This window comes from Helicobacter anatolicus (assembly GCF_021300615.1).
Taxonomy (GTDB): domain Bacteria; phylum Campylobacterota; class Campylobacteria; order Campylobacterales; family Helicobacteraceae; genus Helicobacter_H; species Helicobacter_H anatolicus.
Genome location: NZ_JAJTMY010000005.1, coordinates 31,813 through 53,004, shown reverse-complemented (window position 1 = coordinate 53,004; position 21,192 = coordinate 31,813). Strand labels below are relative to the sequence as shown.

Genomic DNA, 21,192 nt, shown 5'->3' with positions numbered 1-21,192 from the left:
AATAGAAAAATATGCTATAATTTTTTTGCCTTTCTTCAGACTTATGCAATAGCATTTATAGGCAAAGCTTCAGGATGGGAACATAGCAGAGCACTTATATTTGTTATGTGCCGTAAGTATCTGGAGGAGGGTTTATCTTTTATACATTTATACAATTAGTTTTTCATGATTTATTATTTTGATTTGTTTTTATTTGCAGCATAATATCTTGTAAGATTTTTTGCAAGGGGTTGTTTGCATTAATAATGAGATTGCAAGTTTTTTCATAAATTTTTTGGCGTTGTAAAAAAAGTGCATAGGCCTTGTTTAAATCTGCAAAAAGTGGTCTTGTGTGGGAATCTTCTATGCGTTTTTGGATTATATTAAAATCTGCTTTAAGATAAATGATATAACCCATTTGTGTGATGTCATTATAAATGGGCATACCTCCGCCTGTAGCAATGACACTATAGGAATTTTGTCTATGGCTTTGAATGAATTCTTTTTCTAGATTCCGGAAATATTTCTCTCCATTTGTTTGAAAAATTTCTGAAATTTTACGCCCCTCTTTTTTTTCAATAAAGCAGTCCGAATCAATAAATTTATAATCAAGTAGAGTGCTTAATTTTTTTCCTATAGTGCTTTTTCCAGAGCCCATAAAACCGATAAGAACGAGATTATTGCACACTTAGAATATAGCCATCATCATTAGAAGTTATAGAATATTTATAGCGACCATCTAATGTGATATAAGCACGGAAAAAATCCTTATGTGCATTTAAAAAGATAGAGGAAAAATATTTTTGTTTGAGTTCTAAAAGCTCATCAGCATCAACGGCATCCTTACTAAAATCGATAACAATTCTAAAAGGTTCAGGCAAGATAAAATTGCGCTTCATTGTGCGTTTTGTGGTGATGTAGAGTTTATTGTCTTTGGCAAAAAAGATAATTTTTTTTGCAGAAAAATATTGCGTGTCCTCACTTTCATTGATTTTTGCATCTTTTTGTGTGATAGCAATAGGATAGTGCCAATCAATACTTTTATCAATCTGTAGGGTTTTTTCTTCCAAACCCCCATTGAGATTTTGATAAACAACTTTAATTTCTTTAAGAATTCTTGCAGTAGAAGGGAGTTTGAAATCAAAACTTTCAAAAGTTTTTTTGATTTCACTGGGGTCGCGATTAGAATCCATGTTAGGATTGATTGCGGATTCAAAGGGATTTTCTCTAGCATTAAGTATAAAAATAAAAAGTAGAAATACTGAAAATAAATGTCTCATGGTTCTAATCCTTTGATTTCAAAAAGCTCTTTTCTTAACTTTGCATTTTCCAAGCGTAATTCTAAAATTTCATTATCAAGTTTTTTTTCAAGATTTTGATTTTCTATAAGAATGCGTAAAGAATATTTGCCAGTCATCGTAATAGAGAGGATGTAAAAGCAAATAATGCCAATAATGCAAAGATAAATTAAAATTACACGCTTATGATAAATTTTTCTTAAAATTTCCAAAAAAATTCTCACTTTTTAAATAGGGTTTTTCCTAAATATTCAGAAATTACTAATTCTTCTTCAATTTCTAATAAACGATTGTATTTTGCAATTCTCTCACTTCTTGCAGTAGACCCTGTTTTAATTTCGCCTGTATTGAGTGCTACCGCAAAATCTGCAATAAAGCTATCTTCGCTTTCTCCGCTTCTGTGGCTCATAATGCATTTATAGTTATTGCGTTGGGCTAGGCGGATAGTTTGCATGGTTTGGCTGATAGTGCCGATTTGATTTGGTTTGATTAAAATTGCATTAGCAATATTTTGACTAATTCCTTCTTGTAAGATTTTTGCATTAGTGACAAATAAGTCATCACCTACAAGCTGAATTTTATTGCCTAGTTTTTGTGTGAGAAGTTTCCAGCCTTCCCAATCATCTTCGCTTAAGCCATCTTCAATTGATACGATGGGATATTTTGCTACTAATTTTTCATAATATTCAACAAGTTCTGCTGCGCTTAATTTTCTTCCTTCCCCTTTGAGATTGTATAAGCCATTAGATTCTACAAGTTCACTACTTGCAACATCAAGTGCAATAGCAATATCATCTTGCGGTTTATATCCAGCATTTTCTACGGCTTTTAGGATATACTCAATAGGTTCTTCATTGGTCTTGAGATTAGGTGCAAAACCACCCTCATCGCCAATACTTGTGATATGACCCGTATCTTTTAGAAGTTTTTTAAGATGATGATAGATCTCTGCACTTGCTCTTAATGCTTCTTTAAAATCAGAAAAACCAACAGGCATAATCATATATTCTTGAAAATCTACGGTATTATCGGCATGAGATCCGCCATTGATGATATTTAGCATTGGTGTAGGTAATGTGAGAGCATTTGCGCCACCTAAATAGCGATAAAGTGGAAGTTTTAAGCTTTCTGCACTTGCTCTTGCTACTGCCATACTCACACCAAGTGCAGCATTTGCACCGATATTTGAAAAATTATCTGTGTTATCAATTTCTTGCAAGATTCCATCAATTTGATTTTGATTATAAGGAGAGAGACCAAGAAGTTGTGTGGCAATTATCTTGTTGACATTTTCACAAGCTTTTAAAACTCCTTTACCTAAATATCTTTTAGGATCATTGTCTCTAAGCTCTAGGGCTTCTCTTTTTCCTGTGCTTGCACCACTAGGGACAATAGCACTTGCTTGTGTGCCATCAGAAAGGATAACATTGGCTTTTATGGTAGGGTTTCCACGACTATCCATTACTTCTTGCGCAAAAATATTTTCTATATATATCATTGTAAAATCCTTATTTTTTATTCTTCTTCAGGTTCATCAGGTAGAGGTAAAATCTCTTCTGTAGCACCGATTTGCTCTCTAATTTTTTGTGTAATTTCAGCAGCTAGGTTTTTGTCTTCTTTTAGTAATAATTTAGCATTTTCTCTACCTTGACCAAGCTTTTTGTCCCCATAGCTAAGCCATGCGCCACTTTTATCAATAATATCAAGCTTAATTCCATAATCAATAATTTCACCCTCACGGCTAATTCCTTCACCAAACATAATATCAAATTCTGCTTCTCTAAAGGGCGGCGCCACTTTATTTTTTACTACTTTGGCTTTGACGCGGTTACCAATTTGTTGTTCAGATTGCTTAAGGGTAGCAATTCTTCTAATATCAATACGCACACTAGCATAGAATTTTAGTGCATTTCCTCCAGTGGTAGTTTCAGGGCTTCCATATCCCATTGTGCCGATTTTCATACGAATTTGGTTGATAAAAATAAGGGTAGTATTCATTTTGTGTAAAACACCGGTAATTTTACGCAATGCATGGCTCATTAAACGCGCTTGTAGCCCTACATGTTGATCGCCCATATCACCATCAATTTCAGCTTTTGGGGTAAGTGCTGCTACAGAGTCAATAACAACTAAATCTACGGCTCCACTGCGTGTAAGTGTTTCTAAAATTTCTAAGGCTTGTTCGCCATTATCGGGCTGGCTTACCAAAAGATTTTCGGTATCTACGCCTAGACGCTTAGCATAATACACATCTAGCGCATGTTCTGCATCAATAAATGCGCAGATTCCGCCATTTTTTTGGCATTCTGCAACTATTTGTAAGCTTAGAGTGGTTTTACCACTAGATTCTGGACCATAAACTTCAATAATTCGCCCCTTTGGTACACCATTAATCCCTAATGCCATATCAAGTCCTAAAGAACCTGTAGAAATGGATTCTATTTTTTCAACTTGTTTATCTCCAAGTCTTACTAATGCACCCTTTCCAAAGGCTTTATCAATTTGTTTTAATGCAAGCTCAATGGCTTTTTGTCTTTTTTCATCTATCATAATAACTACCCTTGCAAAATTTTTAGTCTAAATTCTACCAAAAAAAGCAACGACTATAGCGTAAAAAATGGTGTTTTGGGTTTTTATTATGTTTATTAGTTATAATTTTGGATCAAAAATAAACTTAAGGAGTCTTTATGCAAAAAAGAATGATGTTAACTTTAGGGTTGTTTTGTGTAATGGCATATGCGCAAAATGGACATCATAATCATCATGCACATATGAAATCTACACAACTAAAATGTCCTGTTGTTGTCATGAAAGAAAAGCAGAAAAATCCTTCAGAGGAGATTCTTAATTTGATGCATGCACCAATGATGTGTGACAAATGGGTGGAAAGTAAGAATGTTGATAGAGACTTTTTGTTAAACATGATTCCGCATCATCAAGGAGCAATTTTTTCTTCTCAAGCATTGTTAAAATATTCTCAAAATAAAAAAATAAGAGAAATTGCAAAAAATATTATCAAAACACAAGAAGAAGAGATTAGGGCTTTTGAGAAGGTTTTAACTTCTTTAGATAATGAAGTAAGTATAAATTATGAAGCATTTAATAAAGAAGCAAAAGAAGCTATGGATATGATGATGCAAGAAATGGCAAAAGTCAAGCCTAGTGGAGATGTAGATAAAGATTTTGTACTTGCTATGATTTCGCATCATCAAGGTGCAATCATAGCTTCCGAGCAGATTTTAAAAGTTAGTAAAAATGCTAAAGTAAAGAAATTTGCAGAAGACATTATTAAAGAACAAAATAAAGAAATTGTAATTTTTAAAGATTGGTTAAAAACATTAAAATAAGGAGGTTGTTTTGAGAATAGCGGTTTTTGGCGGAGGTGCTTGGGGCAGGGCATTGGCTTTTGCGCTTTCTCATAAAAATGAGGTTTTTATTGTTTCAAGACAGAATCTAAAAGAAAAGCTTTCTTTATTACAATGCCCCTCTCCTGTTGTGCAAGTGGATTTTCAAGAATCTCTAAAGGCGGATTTATTTGTTAATGCAATTACTACATCTGCATTGCGTGGATGGTTTGAAAGTTGTTTGCTACCAAAAAATATTAAAATGCTTTTTGCTTGTAAGGGGATAGAGGTAGAGAGTGGAGCTTTTGTAAGTGATATTGCACAAGAATTTTTAGATTCTACAAATTTATGTTTTTTAGCAGGACCTTCTTTTGCTGCAGAAGTGCTGCAAGGACAATCTTCTGCGCTTTCTATTCATAGCAATAATAAAGAAGTCGCCAAAATTTTTGCACAATGTATGCCAGATTTTATTAAAACTTATATTGAACAAGATGTTATTGGTGGTGAAATTGCAGGGGCTTATAAAAATGTTATTGCAATTGCTAGTGGCGTTTGTGATGGATTGCAATTAGGAAATAATGCAAGAGCATCTTTGCTTGCAAGGGGTTTGGTAGAGATGCATCGTTTTGGTGCGGTTTTTGGTGCACATATGGAAACTTTTTTGGGATTATCTGGCGCAGGAGATTTATTTTTGACAGCAAGTTCAAAACTTTCAAGAAATTATCGTGTAGGGATTGCTTTAGCACAAAATAAAGATATCGAAGAAATTTTATTTGAAATTGGTGAAGTTGCTGAGGGGGTAAAAACTACAGAAGCACTTGTAAAAATTGCAGAAAAAAAAGGGATTTATATTCCTATTGCGCAAGAAATTTTCAAAATTCTAAAAAAGCAGAGTTCTCCACAACAAAGTCTTAGGAATTTGATGTGCTAAAACGCATTTTATTTTATTTTATTCCAATTTTTACACTTATTTTGGTATTTTTTTTCGATCGTTCTAGTATTGATTATAAACAAGGAATCCAAAATATTTTCACACATTTTTTATATCAAGAAGCATTAAATACAGATGGTTTGATTTTATATGAAGTGCGATTGCCTAGAATTTTTTTGGCCATTGGGGTGGGAATGATTTTATCAGGCAGTGGTGTGATTATGCAAAATATTTTTCGTAATCCTTTGGTAGATCCGTATTTATTAGGAGTTTCATCAGGTGCAGCATTTGGGTGTGCAGTTTGTATTGGAATATTCTCTCAAGAATTTTTAGGGTTTTTTGCATTTTTTGGTGCAGTGGGTGCGGTATTTGCTATTGTATTTTTTTCACGATTTACAAGTAAGACACCTGTGTCTTTGATTCTTGTAGGGATTGTTTTATCTTCACTCTTGAGTGCTTTGGCAGGTTTGATAAAATATTTTGTCACACCAGATAAGGCACAAGCCATCGCAATTTGGCTACTAGGGAGTGTTTCTTTGGCTACTTGGAGAGATGTGGGACTTGTATTTATTGTAATTTTATTGGGGTTTTTGCCACTTTTTTTATTGCGTTTTCAATTAAATGCACTTGCACTTAACGATATTGAGAGTAAAAGCTTAGGGGTAAATCCTGTTTTTTTGCGTACAGTGTGTATTTTTTTGGTGGGGCTTATGTGTGGCATTGCTGTGAGTGTAAGCGGGACAATTGGTTGGATTGGTTTGATTGTGCCACATTTTGTGCGGATACTTGTAGGGGCAAATTTGATAAAATTATTGCCGGCTAGCATATTTATGGGGGGATTTGTTTTGTTGTTGATGGATTTTTGTGCGAAAAATTTAAGTACAAATGATTTGCCTGTTGGTGCAATCTCTGCCATTGTTGGTGCACCTTTGTTTTTAGTATTTTTGATTTTAACACATAAATCTAGGACATTTTGATGGATATTTTTAGATTAGAAAATCTAAACATTACCCTATGGGGTAAAAAAATTTTAGAGCAAATTTCTTTGCAAGTACCCTCAAATTCTTTGATTGCGATTCTTGCACCAAATGGAAGTGGAAAGACAACTTTAATGCAAAGTATCCTTGGGATGCATGCAATTTCAAGTGGAGCTATTTATTTTAATGAAAAAGATTTTTTGTCTTTAAACTATTTGGAAAAATCAAAAATTTTGGCTTTTGTACCACAGGAGTTTTATTGTGCATTTGATTATAGTGTGCTAGATTTTGTCATGCTTGGTGGAATTAATCAGGCTAGTTTTTTGGATCATGAAAATAAAGAATTGCAGCACAAGGCTAAAAAGATTTTAGAGGAACTTGGGATTTTAGATTTGGCGATGCGAGGGGTTTTTACATTAAGTGGGGGACAAAAACAAATGCTACTTTTAGCAAGAGCACTGTTTCAAGAATCTAGAGTTTTATTGCTTGATGAACCTACCGCGTGGCTTGATTTAAAAAATCAATTTATATTTTTTAAGGTTTTGAAAGAGCAGATTAAAAAGCGTGGACTTTGTGTATTGATGAATATTCATGATCCTAATTTAGTATGTTTGTATGCAGATGGGGTAGTTTTTTTGAAAAATGGTAAAAAAATTTATGAGGGTAGTGTAGAGGATGGGATAAAAAGCACGACTTTGTCTTTGCTTTATGATATGCCTATTGAAGTGTTAAGATTAGAAGATAGAATCCTTGTAACTTATTGAATGGAATCCTTTTTGCTTAATTTTTTGAGAAATTAATTTTAAGGATTTTGCAAATGATGCGTTCTTTATATTCAGCAACTACAGGAATGCTGGGGCAACAATTACAAATTGATACGACTTCAAATAATATTGCTAATGTTAATACCGCAGGGTATAAAAAACAAAGAGCAGAATTTAATGACTTGTTTTATCAAAGTTTGCAATACGCAGGGACAGCGACAAGTGAAACAACGCTATCACCTACCGGTATTGAAGTGGGGCTTGGTGTGCGTGCAGGTGCGATTACAAAAATGTTTTCTCAAGGTAGTCCAAAAGAAACAGAAAATAATCTAGATGTAGCAATTACAGGTAAGGGGTTTTTTCAAGTACAACTTCCTGATGGGACGACTGCTTATACAAGAAGTGGAAATTTTAAGCTTGATGATAATGGAAATCTTGTTACTTCTGAGGGGTATGCTGTTATCCCACAAATTGCGATTCCTCAGGACGCAACACAAATTAACATTGGAAATGATGGTACTGTGAGTGTGGTGCAGGGGAATCAGGGGGCTAGTAATGTGGTTGGACAAATTGAACTTGCAAATTTTATTAACCCTGCGGGATTGCATAGTTTGGGGGACAATCTCTATTTAAATACAAATGCTTCAGGTGCCCCTATTGTAGGGGTTGCAGGGACCAATGGTATGGGACAAATTAAACAAGGATTTTTGGAGCTTAGTAATGTAAGATTGGTAGAAGAAATGACAGATCTTATTACAGGACAGAGGGCATATGAAGCAAATTCTAAATCCATCCAAACTGCTGATGCAATGTTGCAAACTGTTAATAGCTTAAAGAGATAAGATTAATTTAGGCTTTTGATTCTAAGTTTAAATTTTTTGTGATGCTATGCAAAGCATCACTTTTTAGTAAATTTATTTTTTGATATTTGATACAGGTATCCTAAGAGGGAAGATTTAGCTTTTAAAAAGAGATTCTAAAGCATCTGCCCCTAGTTTTGCGGTATTGGTACTATTTTCTTTAGTGGCATCAGATTCTTTATTTTCAATCTCCTCAATTTCAATATTATATCCTGTGAGCATGGAAACTAGTCGGATATTTACACCATTTTTACCAATTGCACGGCTTTTTTGATCTGACATGAGTTTAACTTTTGCTTTTTCTTCATCTTGTTTGATTTGCACACTAATAATATTTGCAGGAGAGAGGGCTTTTGTTATAAAGATTTCAGGGACTTCAGAATATTCAACACAATCAATATCTTCGCCATTTAGCTGCTTACCTACAGCATTAATTCTCACACCTTTGACGCCCACTGTAGAGCCGATAGGATCAATTTTTGGATTTGAGGTGTGGACAGCGACTTTGGAGCGTACTCCTGGGATTCTTGCAGATTTAAAAATACTAACCTCGCCATCTTTGATTTCTGGTACTTCTAACGCAAGGAGTTCTTCTAGCATTTTTGGTGTAGTGCGTGAGAGTTCAAGATAAATACCATTTTTATCCATTTTGACAAAATTTAAAATTGCTTGGACATTATCACCTGTTTTAAATTTTTCACCTTTGATGCGGTTTTTTAGTGGAAGAATGGCGCGAATATCGTTGATTTCTATAAAAGTATTTTGTGCTTCATCTACGTTAAGCACAACACCATTTACAAGTTTTCCAATTCTTTCTTTAAAAGATTTAAAAAGTTGATCTTCCATACTTCTTTGGAGGTGATATTCTAAATCTTGAAAGATTTTATTAACTGCGCTACGACTCATATTTTCTAAAGTGAGTTCAGATTTTATAATATCTCCAATACTAAGAGAAGAATCAATTTTTTTTGCTTCACTGAGACTTATATGATTTGCCTTGTCTTGTATGAGAATTGGATCATTATCTTGGCAAACTAAAACATTATGTACAAGTTTTAGGGTTTTTTCTTTTTGATTTTCTTCTACACTATAATCAATATCTTCCCCAATTTCTTGTTTTGCGGTTTTAATAATGAGGTTTTTCACAATATCTAGCACTAATTCATAAGGAATTCCCTTTTCGTAAGCCAGAATCTCGATAATGTCTAAAATTTTTTCCATAGATTTTCCTTTGTCTTTTTGTGTAGCGCTTAATGGATTAAAAAGCAAACTGAAGCATTTGAAATGGCGTATTATAACTAAAAAATGTATATTTTTAAATAGTTTAAAAATTCTTTAAGAAAATTAGAAAATTTATGCTAGAAAAGTGTAGGTTTAGGCTAATGCTTGTGCTATAATGGATATATGATTTGTATTTTTGATATTGAGACGATTCCAGATGTTGAGCTTTTGAGGGGAAAATTTTCAGAAGACTTGAGTGATATTGAGCTATGTGAATATGCCTTTAGGGAGCAAAAAGAAAAAACAGGTAACGAGTTTTTACCTTTGTATCTGCATAAAATTGTGTGTATTTCTAGTGTGCTTGCAGATGAGTATGGCAATTTTATTAAAGTGGGGAATTTTGGAAAACAAGAGGAAGAATCCCATATTTTACAAGAATTTTTGTCTTTTATGGATAAGGAAAATCCAAAGCTAGTGAGCTTTAATGGGCGTAATTTTGATGTGCCTACGATCTTGTTAAGAAGTATGCGTTATAACCTTACCGCCCTTACATATTATGAAGTAGATAATCCTAAATATAATAAAAATAAATGGGACAATTATCGTCAACGTTACAGCGAGAGATTTCACACAGATTTGCTAGATGTATTGGGGAATTTTGGAAGTGTACGAGGATTGCGATTAGATGATATTTGCCAGATGTTAGGCTTGCCAGGAAAATATGATATTAGCGGTGATGTGGTGCATAGTATTTATTATGATGCAAAGCTTAAACATTCACAAAAAATGGAAAAGATTCAAACTTATTGTCAAAGTGATGTTTTAAATACTTATTGGGTGTATTTGAAATATGAACTTTTAAAAGGTTCTTTAAGTAGGGAAGATTATTTTTCCATTTTACAAAGATTTTTAGAAAAAATTCCAAAAGATAAAGAATATAGCACATATTTTACTACATGTTTGCAAAAAGAGATTTCGCGTGGATGAGGTAAAAAAAGAAGAAATCATCATGGAAATTGAGCAGTTGCTTAATAATTTGTGTATGCAAGATGATTCTATGCAAACTTATTTTGATTATTCTATGATGAAAGAGCTAGACCAAGAGATATTATGGAAAATTAAAGAAAGCCTAGAAAAAAGAAAAAATTATATTGACAAAGATTGGCTTTTTGCTTTAGTGTGATGGGATTTGATGAGGTTTAAAAAAGTCTATATTGAACTTAGCGATATTTGTGGACTTTCTTGTAGTTTTTGTCCGCATCCAAAAAATCTTCGTAATACAATGTCAAAAACATTGTTTGAAAAAGTTTTGCAGGAAATAAGGGGAAAGACACAGAGAGTATGTTTGCATGTTTTGGGAGATCCTTGTAGATTAGGGGAATTAGGGGAGTATTTAGCATTATTAAAAAAATACCAACTCGGGGTGGACTTGGTGACAAGTGGGTATTATTTGTCACAAAAAGAGATTTTAGTAAAGCCGCCTGTGCATCAGATTGCTTTTTCTTTAGATGCAGGATATGATGGTAATAATCCTAAAAAATTGGACTATTTGGACAATGTGTTAGATTTTTGTAGTTTCCGAAAGATACAAAATAGTAAAACTTTTGTAAATTTGAGAATACAAGATTCTCGACAAAATCCAGAAGTGATTCAAAAAATTTTTGATTTTTTTGGATTAGATCAAAGGGTGCAGAATTTTTCTGCTTATCAAAGAATTAAGCTTGATGAGTATATTTTTTTAAATATTACAAAAACTTTTGAATGGGCAGATATTGAAGCAAAAAAGATAAATACTAAAAAGTATTGCCATGCTTTGCGTGAACAGATTGCAATTTTAGCAAATGGTGTGGTTACTCCTTGCTGTATTGATGCAACAGGGGAGATTGCTTTGGGAAATATTAAAGAACAGAGTTTGGAGGCAATTTATTATTCTTCGCGTGCACAAAATATTTTGGAGGGATTTTGTCGTGGTGAGCCTAGGGAGGAATTATGCAAGAAGTGTTTTTTCCCTGCAATAAGGCAAAATAGATTTTAAATTTTTTATTTAAAATGGTATGATTATAAGGATATTTTTAATTATGTGCATTAAGGATTATTATGTCAAATTTAGCTCAAGTAGATCAGGTTACATCCTTACATAAAAATAATGAATTACAGCTCCTTTGTTTTCGTCTTGAAGAGGATAAAGATTTATATGCAGTGAATGTCTTTAAAATTAGAGAGGTTGTCAAATATAATGGCACTCTTAATACTGTAAGTTTTGAAGATAATGCGCTTGTAGAAGGTTTAATTACAATTAGGAGCATGACACTTCCTTTGATAGATATGAGAAAATGGTTTCACTATGATTCTAATTTTCCAAATAGAAGTCTAAGGGAATATCAAATTAAAAGAACAGAAGATCAAGATGATGTGATTATGATTTGTGAGTTTTCTCGCTGGACAATTGGTGTGCGCATTTTTGAAGCAGATAGAATCTTGTCTAAGAAGTGGACAGAGATTGAGCAAGGAGTGAGCATTACAGGAGGTGCTTATAATAATAAACTTGTAAGTTATACAAGATATTTTGATGGTAGTTTGGTGCAAGTTGTGGATATTGAAAAAATGCTTGTAGATGTTTTTCCATGGATTGAAGATGAAAAAGAGTTGGAGCTTGATGGATTAAAAAGAATTGGTAGCAACAAAATAGTGTTGCTTGCAGATGATAGCCCAAGTGTTTTAAAAACTATGGGGCTAATTTTAGATAAACTAGAATTGAAACATATAGATTTTACAAATGGTGAAAAATTACTTGATTATTTATTTGATAAAAAAACAAATTTGTCAGAAATTGGTTTGGTAATCACAGATTTAGAAATGCCAAGGGTAAGTGGATTTAAAGTAATCAAACAAGTAAAGAGTAATCCTGAAACAGCACATTTGCCAGTGATTGTTAATTCCTCTATGAGTGGTAGTAGTAATGAGTATATGGCACTTTCATTAAAAGCGGATCGTTTTATTTCTAAATCAAATCCGCTTGAAGTAAAAGATGCGATACAAGATTTATTGCTTGAAAAATAAATTATGAAGCTTTTTTCTATCCCCTCTCCTTGTTATGTACTAGAAGAGGAAAAATTTTTAAAAAATTTAGAAATTTTAGATTCTGTACAAAAAAATAGTGGCGCAAAAATTTTACTTGCACTTAAGGGATTTGCATTTTTTCAGAGTTTTGGTTTAGCAAAAAAATATTTAAGTGGTACTACTGCTAGTGGGATACATGAAGCAAGGTTGGGGTATGAAGAATTTGGTAGTAGAGAAGAAGATAAGGAAGTTTGTGTATTTTCTCCTGCTTATAAAGAGCAAGAGATGGAAGAACTCGTAGAAATTGCCACACATATTATTTTTAATTCTTTTTATCAATGGCAGCAATTTAAACATATTATTGATAAAAAGAATTTTATTTTAAAAAAACAAGGTAAGCCATCAATTTTAATTGGCCTGCGTCTTAATCCTTTGTATAGCGAAGTATCTCCTGCAATCTATAACCCTTGCATTCAAGGAAGTAGATTAGGTATCACTCCTAGTGAATTTGAAAAAGGTGTAAAGGAGTTTGGGTTAGAGGGTATTACAGGGTTACACTTTCATACGCATTGTGAGCAAAATTCTGATGCATTGGAAAGAACTTTAGTGCATTTTGAAAAATATTTTTCAAAATATATAAAAAAGATGCAATGGGTAAATTTTGGTGGAGGACATCATATTACACGCAAGGATTATGATCTTGAACTTTTAAATCAAGTAATTTGTAATTTTAAAAAGCGTTATAATGAGATTGAAGTATTTTTAGAACCTGGTGAGGCTGTTGGCTGGGAAAGTGGATTTTTAATTGGTGAGGTAGTAGATCTTGTAAATAATGGTTTAAATATTGCTATTTTAGATATTTCAGCAACCGCACACATGCCAGATTGTTTAGAGATGCCTTATCGTCCAAGAGCAAGAAAGCTTAGCAAGGATTTTGGAGAAGAGAAAGATTTGGGTGAACGGGTAGGAAAATATTGTTATCGTTTTGCAGGGCCCAGTTGCTTGGCAGGAGATGTGATCGGGGATTATAGCTTTGATACACCTTTGCAAAGAGGTGATAGAATCATTTTTGAAGATATGATTCATTATACCATTGTTAAGAATACAACTTTTAATGGAATTCCTTTGCCTGCTTTGGGGATGATTGATAAAAAAGGGTTTAGACTTTTAAAAAGTTTTGGATATTCGGATTATAAAAATCGCAATGGATAATGATATTATTGTAGGTTTGGGGGGACATATTGACCATGGTAAAACCTCTTTGATCAAGGCTTTAAATGGTTTTGATGGCGATGAAAGTTTGCAAGAAAAAGAGCGGGGGATTACGCTAGATATTAGTTTTTCAGAGTTAAAACTCCCTAGACGAAGAGTGGCATTTATTGATGTCCCAGGGCATCATAAGTTAGTAAAAAATATGATTGCAGGAGCTTTTGGAATTGATATTTTATTACTTGTGGTGGCAAGTGATGATGGTATTATGCCCCAAACTATTGAGCATTTAGAAATTGCAAATTTTTTAGGGATACAAAAGGCAATCTGTGTAATTACAAAATGTGATTTAGTGAGTGATTCTACACATTTAGAATCTCTTAAAAAAGAAATTGAACAAGTTTTTGCTACATTTAAAAATATCTCTTTGGAGGGAATTTTAGAATTTAGTATTTATAACAAATTTTCGCAAGAAAAAATTTTAATGATATTGGATTCTTTGACTAAGCCACAAAAAAGTGATAAAGGGTTTTTTAGATATTACATAGATCGTAGTTTTTCACTTAAGGGGATTGGAAGTGTTGTGAGTGGAAGTGTTGTGAGTGGAAGCATAGAAGTGGGGCAAAAAATTTTTGTATGCGAATTGCAAAAGGAGGTGTCGGTACGATCTTTGCAAATGCATAATCAGCAGATTCAGCAAGCTTTTCCCTCTCATCGTGTGGCAATAAATTTATCAGGAATTAATAGTGCGGAATTACAGAGAGGGTTTTTATTAACACAAAAAGGTTTTATGCGTGGTTTTGATCGTATTGATGTGATACTTTATGGACTTAGAGATGAGGATATTCATAATAAAACTTTACATCTTTTTATTGGAGCAAAAAAATGTAGAGCTAGAGTAGTGATTTTAAAGCAAGATTCTAAGGGAAGTTTTGCAACACTTTGTTTAGAAGAAAAAATTTTTGCTATTTTTAAAGAATGTTTTATTTTAAGAAATGAAACAAGCAATGTTGCAGGAGGCAAGGTATTAAATCCTATTACCGATCCTATTAAAAAATCTCAAAAGATCTTGCTTTTAGAGGCATTACTGCAAGAAGATTTTGCAACGGCATTTTATGAAATTACACAAGCACATAAAAGGGGATTTGGTCTTATTTCTGCAACACAAAGGTTTGGACTGACTCATGAAGAGGCTTTAGAAATTGCTAGAGATATTAAAGATGCATTTTTAGATTCTAAAAATTTGGTGCTTTATCATCAAGAAAGTTTAGCGCTTATTGAAAAAGAAGTTTTGCAGATTTTTACAAAAAACCCTTTGGCACTTTTATCGGCCAAAAGTTTAGCACTTAAAATTGTTTGGGCAAGCGAGTGGGTGCTAGATCATATATTAAACCAGCTTCTAGAGCAAGGAAAAATTGAAAAAAATAATGGTTTATTTATTGCAAAGGATAATAAAATCAAAGACCTACAAGCTTATGTAAGTGATAAAATTTTTACATTATTGTTACAAGAGGGAAAGACACCTCAAGCCCCTTATAATTTGTATGATTCTTTGGATATAGATCGTGAGATTGGAGATCGAGCATTTAAAAAGCTTTGTGCAGCACAAAAAGTTGTGCGTTTGCAACACAATTTATTTGTTCCTAGTGCAATTTTACAAAATATTGTTACTTCTTTGCGTGATTTGATACAAAAATATGGTTATGTAGATTTGATGGTTTTAAAACAAGAATGGGGAATTAGTAGAAAATATTTGATTGCTTATCTTGATTATTTAGATCGTTTTGATGATATCATAAATCAAGAAGGGAGGAGAATGTTACGCTATACATAGGCTTGTTTCTTATTTGCAGCAACTTTTTGTATAATACCTATTTATAAAGTTAAGGATAAGTGAATTCATGAAACATTTGATAACAACACCAATTTATTATGTTAATGATGTTCCTCATATTGGACATGCTTATACAACAATTCTTGCAGATATGTTAAAAAAATATTATCAGTTATTAGGAGATGAGGTATTTTTATTAACAGGGACAGATGAGCATGGACAAAAAATTGAGCAATCCGCCCAAAAAAAAGGAGAGACACCTAAAGAGTATGCAGATTTTATTAGTAAAAAATTTCGAGATTTGTGGGATGAATTTGGGATTGATTATGATTATTTTATTCGTACTACCGATAAAGATCATATGCTTGGTGTGCAAAAAGCTTTTGAGGTAATGTATCAAAAAGGAGATATTTATAAGGGGGAGTATGAGGGAAATTATTGTGTGAGTTGTGAGAGTTTTTTTACTGCTTCACAAATACAAGAAAATAAATGCCCAGATTGTGGAAGAGAAACAAATATTATAAAAGAAGAGAGTTATTTTTTTGCTTTAAGCAAGTATGAAGAAAAATTATTGCAATGGTATGAAAATAATGATTGTATTTTGCCAGCTTTTCGAAAAAATGAGGTGATAAATTTTGTCAAAAATGGTTTAAATGATCTTTCGATTACAAGGACAAGTTTTGCATGGGGAATTAGTCTTCCTGAGAGCATTAAGGATCATAAACATGTGGTGTATGTGTGGCTTGATGCATTGATGAATTATGTAACAGCAATGGGATATGGAAAAGATGGAGGATTGGCAGATTATTGGCAAGATGCATTGCATATTGTAGGGAAGGATATTTTACGATTTCATGCAGTGTATTGGCCAGCATTTTTGTTAAGTTTGGATTTGCCTTTACCAAAATGTATTTATACACATGGTTGGTGGCTTATTGATTCTGTCAAAATGAGCAAGAGTTTAGGGAATGTTGTAGATCCAAAAGAAATTGTTGATTTGTTTGGAGAGGATAGTTTGCGTTATTTTTTATTGCGTGAAGTGAGCTTCGGACAAGATGGAGATTTTTCAAAAAAAGCTTTGGTAAATAAGATTAATACAGATTTAGCAAATGACTTAGGAAATCTTATAAATCGTGTGCAAGGAATGGCACAAAAATATTTTAATCTTGCCTTATATGCAAAGAAAGAATTTTTACCACAAGAAATGCAGATTGTGGAGGAAAATTTAGAAAAGATTCCACAACTTTTACAAAGTATGCAACCTTCAAAATATCTTGAGGAATTGTGGAAGAATTTTGTTTTGGCAAATGTGATGATTGCAAAGTATGAGCCTTGGAATCTTATGAAAGAAGGAAAAGTGGAGGAAACGCAAGGATTGCTTGTGGGAATTTGTAATATTTTAATCAAAAGTGTTTTGTGCCTTTACCCCATTATGCCTAAGACTTCGCGAAAAATTTTAAGTGTTTTTGGTTTAAATCCAGATACCGCTACTTATAAAAATTTTGTAAGCAATAAAGAAAAAATATTAAATATCATGTTGTTAAAAATTGATGCCTTGTTTCCAAAAATTGAATGGCAGGAAAAAAAATCCTCTTTAGAAGATATGAAAAAAGAAAATAATAACAATGAGCTAAAAATTAAAAATGATGCGAAACAAGAAAAAGTAAAAGAAGAGCATATAATTGGTATTGAGGATTTTGCAAGGGTTGAGATGAAAATAGGAAGGGTTGTGCAAGTAGAATCTATCCCAAAGAGTAAAAAACTTTTAAAATTGCAAGTAGATTTGGGCGAGGGAAGGTTAAGACAGATTTTATCTGGTATCGCAGAATATTATCAAGCAGAAGATTTGTTACAAAAACAAGTTTGCATCTTGAGCAATCTTAAACCAGCAAAAATAATGGGTGAAATCTCTGAGGGAATGATTTTGGCTGTGAAAGATCATGAAGGGTTGAGTTTATTAAGTATAGATAAACAAAGAGAAGATGGGAGTAGGGTAAGCTAGTGAAATTAACACAAATTGTAGAACTTATGCAAGGGGAGTTGAATAATATCCCCGCTATAGATGCATTTAATGGTATTGCTTTTGAGATTTCTCGATTAAAAAAAGGCAACTTATTTTTTGCAAAAAATACAGATGAAATTGATGTAGCAGTTGCTATGGGGGCTTATGGGATAGTGTATGATCAAGATGTGGTAATAAGTGATGTAGAAATTGCTTGGATACAAGTAAGAGATATTCAAGAATCTATGATGCGATTATTACGCTATCTTTTGTTGAGTAAAAATATAGAGGTTTTTTGTTTACAGGATAGGGAGTTTGAAATTTTTTCTCAAATTTGTAATGACGATAGTTTGCTTTGTTATGATGATAATGTAGATTTTTTGCTTGAAAAACTTTTTTATAACGATGCATATTTTCGTTATATTGTATTTGCAGAAAGTCGGCCATTGCAATATATTTTGGATTATACGCCAAGTATTGTGCCTCAAGAGCAGATTATAGATATTCGTGTGGCTACGCTATTTGATATACAATTTTATTACAACCTCTTGTCTTATCGTTTATATTTACCCATTTTGTTTGTCAAAGAATTGCGTGCAGTGCTTTATTTTTGTGCAAACTATAAGATTAGTTTTGATTTAAATTTGTTTAAAACATTAAGGAGTGTTCAACCTAATTTTATTGATTCCACCCCAAAAATTCTTGAATATGGAAGTAGCGACAAGGTAGTAATTGCACAAGACAACTTGCAGGATTTTATAAGATATGTAGATTATATTGCACAAAATGGTAAATGGGGTAAAATGATGATTTTTATACCAGAGGATTGTCAAGAGGAGTTTGTATCCTCCGTTTTGAAATATTGCAATGAAGATGAGCTTTTAGAATTTTTAAAAACAGAATATTTTAATTTTGGCTTAATTTTTGGCCTAAGTAATATAGAGCTTATGAAGCTTATGGAAAATAAAACCCCTAAAGTTAGGACAAGTCTTTTTGATGATTTTGAATAATCCTAATTTGCAAAAACTTTTTATATCTCTACAGGATTTACCAAAGATTTCTGCAAGTTATTTTTGCGAAGATGGTGTTAAAATTAAACTAGAAAATGCAACTCCAAAAGAAAAAGAACAAATTGCAATGGTGGCAAAAAATTTAAAACCTTGGCGTAAGGGGCCATTTTATCTAGGAGAATTATTTATCGATAGTGAGTGGCGAAGTTTTGTAAAATGGAATCAAATTGCTCCATTTGTGGATTTAAAAGATAAAGATGTTGCAGATATTGGCTGTAATAATGGTTATTATCTTTTTGAAATGTTAAAACATCAGCCAAAATCTTTGGTGGGCTTTGACCCAGGGGAGATTTTTTATATACAATTTCATTTTATCAACCACTTTTTAAAGACAAATATTGTTTATGAACTGCTTGGGGTAGATGATTTGCGTGAATATAAAAAAAAGTTTGATGTAATTTTTTGCTTGGGGGTATTATATCATCGTAGCGATCCCATTAAAGCACTAAAATCTCTTGCGCAAGGGTTAAAAAATGATGGTGAATTAATTTTGGATACCTTGATTATTGATCATGAATTAGAATTTGCACTATGTCCAAAAAAAAGTTATGCTAAAATGAAAAATGTATATTTTATCCCATCAATTCCTGCTTTGTTGGCATGGTGTGATAAGGCAAAGTTGGAATTAGTGGAGATTTTAAATATCAAAGAAACGACCTTAGATGAGCAACGCAAGACTGAATGGATTGATACTTTAAGTTTAGATTCTTTTTTAGACTTGCAGAAGCAACAAACTATTGAGGGGTATCCGCTTCCCAAAAGGGCTTATTTTAAATTTAAAAGGATGAAACATGGATGAGGGTTTGGAAATATCTCCTTCTTTAATTAAGCCAAAAGATAAGTTATTAATTTGCAATGCAATTAATTCTGATTTATGTGGCGAGTTAAAAGATATTCAAGAAGGTAGTGCTCAAGTTGTTTTCACGGCTTCTTCTATTATGTTAAGTGATGGTGAAAAATCTATCCATATGGGGTTTGTTTTTAATAGTGCATCTTATGCAGCATTATGTGCGATTAATAAAAGAAATAGTATTGTTATTGCCTCAGATATTAAATTTTTAGCTCCTGTGGAATTAGGGCATGAGATTTTATTTAAAGCTACAGCCTTGCAAAACGGCTTTAAAAAATGTGAGGTAAAAGTAGAAGGATTTTTGTTAGATATTAAAATTTTTGAAGGTATGTTTTATATTGCAATTTTTGATAAAAAGTTGTTTAAATTAAAATTAATGGAGGATAAGGATGAAAGAAAATGAGATTTCAAAGTTGAATAGTATTAATGGTATTTTATTTGTTGGGGTAATTGTTTTTGCATCTTTATATTTTGCAAATTTAGAATTTATAAAAAATCTTCATGTCTCTGCACTTCTTATTGGGGTTATTATTGGGGCATTGCTTTCACCAGTTTTTAGAAAGAGTAAGAGTAGTCTGGAAGCAGGCGTGATATTTAGTGCTAAGAAACTTTTACGTTTTGGAATTGTGCTTTATGGATTTAATGTTACGCTTAATGAAATTAGCAGTATTGGTTTACCTGGCTTTTGGATTTCTTTGATTGTGGTAATCGGGGTTTTTTCTATTGGTAGCTATATTGGTGTGAAATTTTTTGGCTTAGATAAGGAAACTGCAATGCTTGTTAGTGGAGGAAGTGCAATTTGTGGCGCAGCAGCAGTTTTAGCATTAGAATCTTCTATAAAATCTGAACCTTATAAAGGAATTGTTGCAGTTGGGACAGTGGTGATTTTTGGTTTATTGGCTATGTTTTTATATCCAATTTTATACGCATTGTTTTTACATAATTATTTAAGTGATACGCAAATGGGTATCTATATTGGTGCGACTTTGCATGAAGTGGCAAATGTGGTGGGTGCAGGAGATGCAATTAATCAAAATGCTAGCAGCGTGGCAATTACTGTGAAAATGATTCGTGTGATTTTATTGGTTCCTTTGCTTTTATTAGTGCCATATTTGATGATGCACAATCACCAGGCAGGAAGAAAGAAACAATTACATATTCCATGGTTTGCCTTCATGTTTTTGTTTGTAGTAGTGTTAAATTCTTATATTTATTCTTTATTAGATGGGATAGTTTCAGCAGAAGTAATTGCAAAAATTATTGATGTATTGAAATTTGTTTGTAGTCTTTCTTTGATTTTTGCAATGAGTGCGCTTGGATTGCAAATTGATCTAAAAAAATTTGCAGAATCGGGAGGAAAGGCATTTGGATTGGCATTAGTATTATTTGTTTTATTGCTTGTTGGTGGTTTTGTTTTGGTAAAAATATTTGTTTAAATGCGTTATACTCATTTTCATTACTAAGAAGGAGCGCATATGGAAAGTATTACAGAAAGCAATTATGAAGCAAAAACAAGAAAGGGTTTGGTTGTTGTAGATTTTGGGGCATCATGGTGCCCTGATTGTGTAAGAATTCAGCCGATTATGGAAGTGCTTTCTCAAGAATATGCACAAAAAGTGCAATTTTTCAAGGTAGATATTGATGCACAAGAAGCATTAAAAGATCGTTTAAATATTCGTAGAATTCCTACCTTATTATTTCTAAAAGATGGTGTTGAGGTTTCTGAGAGATTGGTAGAGCCTGATAATCGCATGTTGATTGAAAAGGGTATTAAGGAATTATTAGGTTAATTC

The 21,192-nt window shown here is 32.7% G+C and carries 23 protein-coding genes and 1 other RNA gene; 18 read left to right on the top strand and 6 right to left on the bottom strand.

Annotated elements, in window-relative coordinates; all coding sequences use genetic code 11:
* Positions 1-32: 32 nt before the first annotated feature.
* An RNA gene (gene ffs / locus LW133_RS06915) (signal recognition particle sRNA small type) lies at positions 33-130 on the top strand.
* A 33-nt stretch (positions 131-163) separates the two neighbouring features.
* Here the strand turns inward: ffs and LW133_RS06910 are convergent.
* Genes LW133_RS06910 through recA form a run of 5 tightly spaced genes read right to left on the bottom strand, consistent with a single transcriptional unit; the run spans position 164 to position 3,830 of the window.
* A complete protein-coding gene (locus LW133_RS06910; protein ID WP_408610470.1) occupies positions 164-667 on the bottom strand; it encodes a shikimate kinase in 504 nt (167 codons plus the stop codon).
* A complete protein-coding gene (locus LW133_RS06905; protein ID WP_233077701.1) occupies positions 657-1,259 on the bottom strand; it encodes an AMIN domain-containing protein in 603 nt (200 codons plus the stop codon). The genes LW133_RS06910 and LW133_RS06905 overlap by 11 nt, the downstream gene beginning before the upstream one ends.
* Positions 1,256-1,501 (bottom strand): hypothetical protein, encoded by a 246-nt coding sequence (locus LW133_RS06900; protein ID WP_233077699.1) that lies wholly within the window; start codon positions 1,499-1,501, stop codon positions 1,256-1,258. Before LW133_RS06900 ends, LW133_RS06905 begins: the two co-directional genes overlap by 4 nt.
* Complete coding sequence (gene eno, locus LW133_RS06895; protein ID WP_233077698.1) at positions 1,498-2,775, bottom strand: phosphopyruvate hydratase; 1,278 nt, start codon at positions 2,773-2,775, stop codon at positions 1,498-1,500. Before eno ends, LW133_RS06900 begins: the two co-directional genes overlap by 4 nt.
* A 17-nt stretch (positions 2,776-2,792) precedes the next feature.
* The gene (gene recA / locus LW133_RS06890; RefSeq protein ID WP_332908899.1) at positions 2,793-3,830 is read right to left on the bottom strand and encodes a recombinase RecA; all 1,038 of its coding nucleotides are present in this window, start codon (positions 3,828-3,830) and stop codon (positions 2,793-2,795) included.
* Between the two features lie 134 nt (positions 3,831-3,964).
* On the opposite strand from recA, the gene LW133_RS06885 reads away from it, so the two are divergent.
* The 5 genes from LW133_RS06885 to flgG are packed head-to-tail and all read left to right on the top strand — an operon-like array spanning position 3,965 to position 8,135.
* Entirely contained in the window at positions 3,965-4,624 is a 660-nt protein-coding gene (locus LW133_RS06885; protein ID WP_233077696.1) for a DUF305 domain-containing protein, read from the top strand.
* Between the two features lie 10 nt (positions 4,625-4,634).
* Positions 4,635-5,552, top strand: coding sequence for an NAD(P)H-dependent glycerol-3-phosphate dehydrogenase (locus tag LW133_RS06880; protein WP_233077695.1), 918 nt, complete (start codon positions 4,635-4,637; stop codon positions 5,550-5,552).
* Positions 5,546-6,529, top strand: a complete 984-nt coding sequence (locus LW133_RS06875) for a FecCD family ABC transporter permease (RefSeq protein ID WP_233077693.1) — start codon at positions 5,546-5,548, stop codon at positions 6,527-6,529. Before LW133_RS06880 ends, LW133_RS06875 begins: the two co-directional genes overlap by 7 nt.
* Positions 6,529-7,293 (top strand): ABC transporter ATP-binding protein, encoded by a 765-nt coding sequence (locus LW133_RS06870; RefSeq protein ID WP_233077691.1) that lies wholly within the window; start codon positions 6,529-6,531, stop codon positions 7,291-7,293. The genes LW133_RS06875 and LW133_RS06870 overlap by 1 nt, the downstream gene beginning before the upstream one ends.
* Before the next feature lie 53 nt (positions 7,294-7,346).
* Positions 7,347-8,135, top strand: coding sequence for a flagellar basal-body rod protein FlgG (flgG, locus tag LW133_RS06865; protein WP_233077689.1), 789 nt, complete (start codon positions 7,347-7,349; stop codon positions 8,133-8,135).
* A 114-nt stretch (positions 8,136-8,249) separates the two neighbouring features.
* Here the strand turns inward: flgG and nusA are convergent, their stop codons facing one another.
* Complete coding sequence (gene nusA / locus LW133_RS06860; protein WP_233077688.1) at positions 8,250-9,374, bottom strand: transcription termination factor NusA; 1,125 nt, start codon at positions 9,372-9,374, stop codon at positions 8,250-8,252.
* A 183-nt stretch (positions 9,375-9,557) separates the two neighbouring features.
* On the opposite strand from nusA, the gene LW133_RS06855 reads away from it, so the two are divergent.
* From LW133_RS06855 to LW133_RS06800, 12 genes are all read left to right on the top strand, one after another.
* Complete coding sequence (locus LW133_RS06855) at positions 9,558-10,361, top strand: 3'-5' exonuclease (RefSeq protein ID WP_233077687.1); 804 nt, start codon at positions 9,558-9,560, stop codon at positions 10,359-10,361.
* Positions 10,354-10,557 carry a hypothetical protein gene (locus LW133_RS06850; protein ID WP_233077686.1) on the top strand — a complete coding sequence of 68 codons (204 nt, stop codon included), beginning with the start codon at positions 10,354-10,356 and terminating at the stop codon, positions 10,555-10,557. Before LW133_RS06855 ends, LW133_RS06850 begins: the two co-directional genes overlap by 8 nt.
* A 9-nt stretch (positions 10,558-10,566) precedes the next feature.
* On the top strand, positions 10,567-11,409 hold the full coding sequence (locus tag LW133_RS06845) for a radical SAM/SPASM domain-containing protein (protein ID WP_233077685.1): 843 nt from the start codon (positions 10,567-10,569) through the stop codon (positions 11,407-11,409).
* 62 nt (positions 11,410-11,471) lie between these two features.
* Positions 11,472-12,434 (top strand): chemotaxis protein CheW, encoded by a 963-nt coding sequence (locus tag LW133_RS06840; RefSeq protein WP_269843766.1) that lies wholly within the window; start codon positions 11,472-11,474, stop codon positions 12,432-12,434.
* A 3-nt stretch (positions 12,435-12,437) separates the two neighbouring features.
* A complete protein-coding gene (gene nspC, locus LW133_RS06835; RefSeq protein ID WP_233077684.1) occupies positions 12,438-13,646 on the top strand; it encodes a carboxynorspermidine decarboxylase in 1,209 nt (402 codons plus the stop codon).
* Positions 13,639-15,477, top strand: a complete 1,839-nt coding sequence (selB, locus tag LW133_RS06830; protein WP_233077682.1) for a selenocysteine-specific translation elongation factor — start codon at positions 13,639-13,641, stop codon at positions 15,475-15,477. Before nspC ends, selB begins: the two co-directional genes overlap by 8 nt.
* 67 nt (positions 15,478-15,544) lie before the next feature.
* Positions 15,545-17,479 carry a methionine--tRNA ligase gene (gene metG, locus LW133_RS06825; RefSeq protein ID WP_233077681.1) on the top strand — a complete coding sequence of 645 codons (1,935 nt, stop codon included), beginning with the start codon at positions 15,545-15,547 and terminating at the stop codon, positions 17,477-17,479.
* The gene (locus LW133_RS06820) at positions 17,479-18,489 is read left to right on the top strand and encodes a hypothetical protein (RefSeq protein ID WP_233077680.1); all 1,011 of its coding nucleotides are present in this window, start codon (positions 17,479-17,481) and stop codon (positions 18,487-18,489) included. The genes metG and LW133_RS06820 overlap by 1 nt, the downstream gene beginning before the upstream one ends.
* On the top strand, positions 18,476-19,348 hold the full coding sequence (cmoB, locus tag LW133_RS06815) for a tRNA 5-methoxyuridine(34)/uridine 5-oxyacetic acid(34) synthase CmoB (RefSeq protein ID WP_233077679.1): 873 nt from the start codon (positions 18,476-18,478) through the stop codon (positions 19,346-19,348). Before LW133_RS06820 ends, cmoB begins: the two co-directional genes overlap by 14 nt.
* Positions 19,341-19,802: a PaaI family thioesterase gene (locus tag LW133_RS06810; RefSeq protein WP_233077678.1), complete on the top strand. Its 462-nt coding sequence runs from the start codon at positions 19,341-19,343 to the stop codon at positions 19,800-19,802. The genes cmoB and LW133_RS06810 overlap by 8 nt, the downstream gene beginning before the upstream one ends.
* On the top strand, positions 19,789-20,835 hold the full coding sequence (locus LW133_RS06805; RefSeq protein ID WP_233077677.1) for a putative sulfate exporter family transporter: 1,047 nt from the start codon (positions 19,789-19,791) through the stop codon (positions 20,833-20,835). The genes LW133_RS06810 and LW133_RS06805 overlap by 14 nt, the downstream gene beginning before the upstream one ends.
* A 39-nt stretch (positions 20,836-20,874) precedes the next feature.
* Positions 20,875-21,189, top strand: coding sequence for a thioredoxin family protein (locus LW133_RS06800; protein ID WP_233077676.1), 315 nt, complete (start codon positions 20,875-20,877; stop codon positions 21,187-21,189).
* Positions 21,190-21,192 lie beyond the last annotated feature (3 nt).

Bases quoted from the DNA above. Each gene is read 5' to 3' on its own strand.
- LW133_RS06905 (WP_233077701.1), bottom strand. From the start codon at position 1,259: ATGAGACATTTATTTTCAGTATTTCTACTTTTTATTTTTATACTTAAT.
- eno (WP_233077698.1), bottom strand. From the start codon at position 2,775: ATGATATATATAGAAAATATTTTTGCGCAAGAAGTAATGGATAGTCGT.
- LW133_RS06885 (WP_233077696.1), top strand. From the start codon at position 3,965: ATGCAAAAAAGAATGATGTTAACTTTAGGGTTGTTTTGTGTAATGGCA.
- LW133_RS06870 (WP_233077691.1), top strand. From the start codon at position 6,529: ATGGATATTTTTAGATTAGAAAATCTAAACATTACCCTATGGGGTAAA.
- flgG (WP_233077689.1), top strand. From the start codon at position 7,347: ATGATGCGTTCTTTATATTCAGCAACTACAGGAATGCTGGGGCAACAA.
- nusA (WP_233077688.1), bottom strand. From the start codon at position 9,374: ATGGAAAAAATTTTAGACATTATCGAGATTCTGGCTTACGAAAAGGGA.
- LW133_RS06855 (WP_233077687.1), top strand. From the start codon at position 9,558: ATGATTTGTATTTTTGATATTGAGACGATTCCAGATGTTGAGCTTTTG.
- LW133_RS06845 (WP_233077685.1), top strand. From the start codon at position 10,567: ATGAGGTTTAAAAAAGTCTATATTGAACTTAGCGATATTTGTGGACTT.
- LW133_RS06840 (WP_269843766.1), top strand. From the start codon at position 11,472: ATGTCAAATTTAGCTCAAGTAGATCAGGTTACATCCTTACATAAAAAT.
- nspC (WP_233077684.1), top strand. From the start codon at position 12,438: ATGAAGCTTTTTTCTATCCCCTCTCCTTGTTATGTACTAGAAGAGGAA.
- selB (WP_233077682.1), top strand. From the start codon at position 13,639: ATGGATAATGATATTATTGTAGGTTTGGGGGGACATATTGACCATGGT.
- metG (WP_233077681.1), top strand. From the start codon at position 15,545: ATGAAACATTTGATAACAACACCAATTTATTATGTTAATGATGTTCCT.
- cmoB (WP_233077679.1), top strand. From the start codon at position 18,476: ATGATTTTGAATAATCCTAATTTGCAAAAACTTTTTATATCTCTACAG.
- LW133_RS06810 (WP_233077678.1), top strand. From the start codon at position 19,341: ATGGATGAGGGTTTGGAAATATCTCCTTCTTTAATTAAGCCAAAAGAT.
- LW133_RS06805 (WP_233077677.1), top strand. From the start codon at position 19,789: ATGAAAGAAAATGAGATTTCAAAGTTGAATAGTATTAATGGTATTTTA.
- LW133_RS06800 (WP_233077676.1), top strand. From the start codon at position 20,875: ATGGAAAGTATTACAGAAAGCAATTATGAAGCAAAAACAAGAAAGGGT.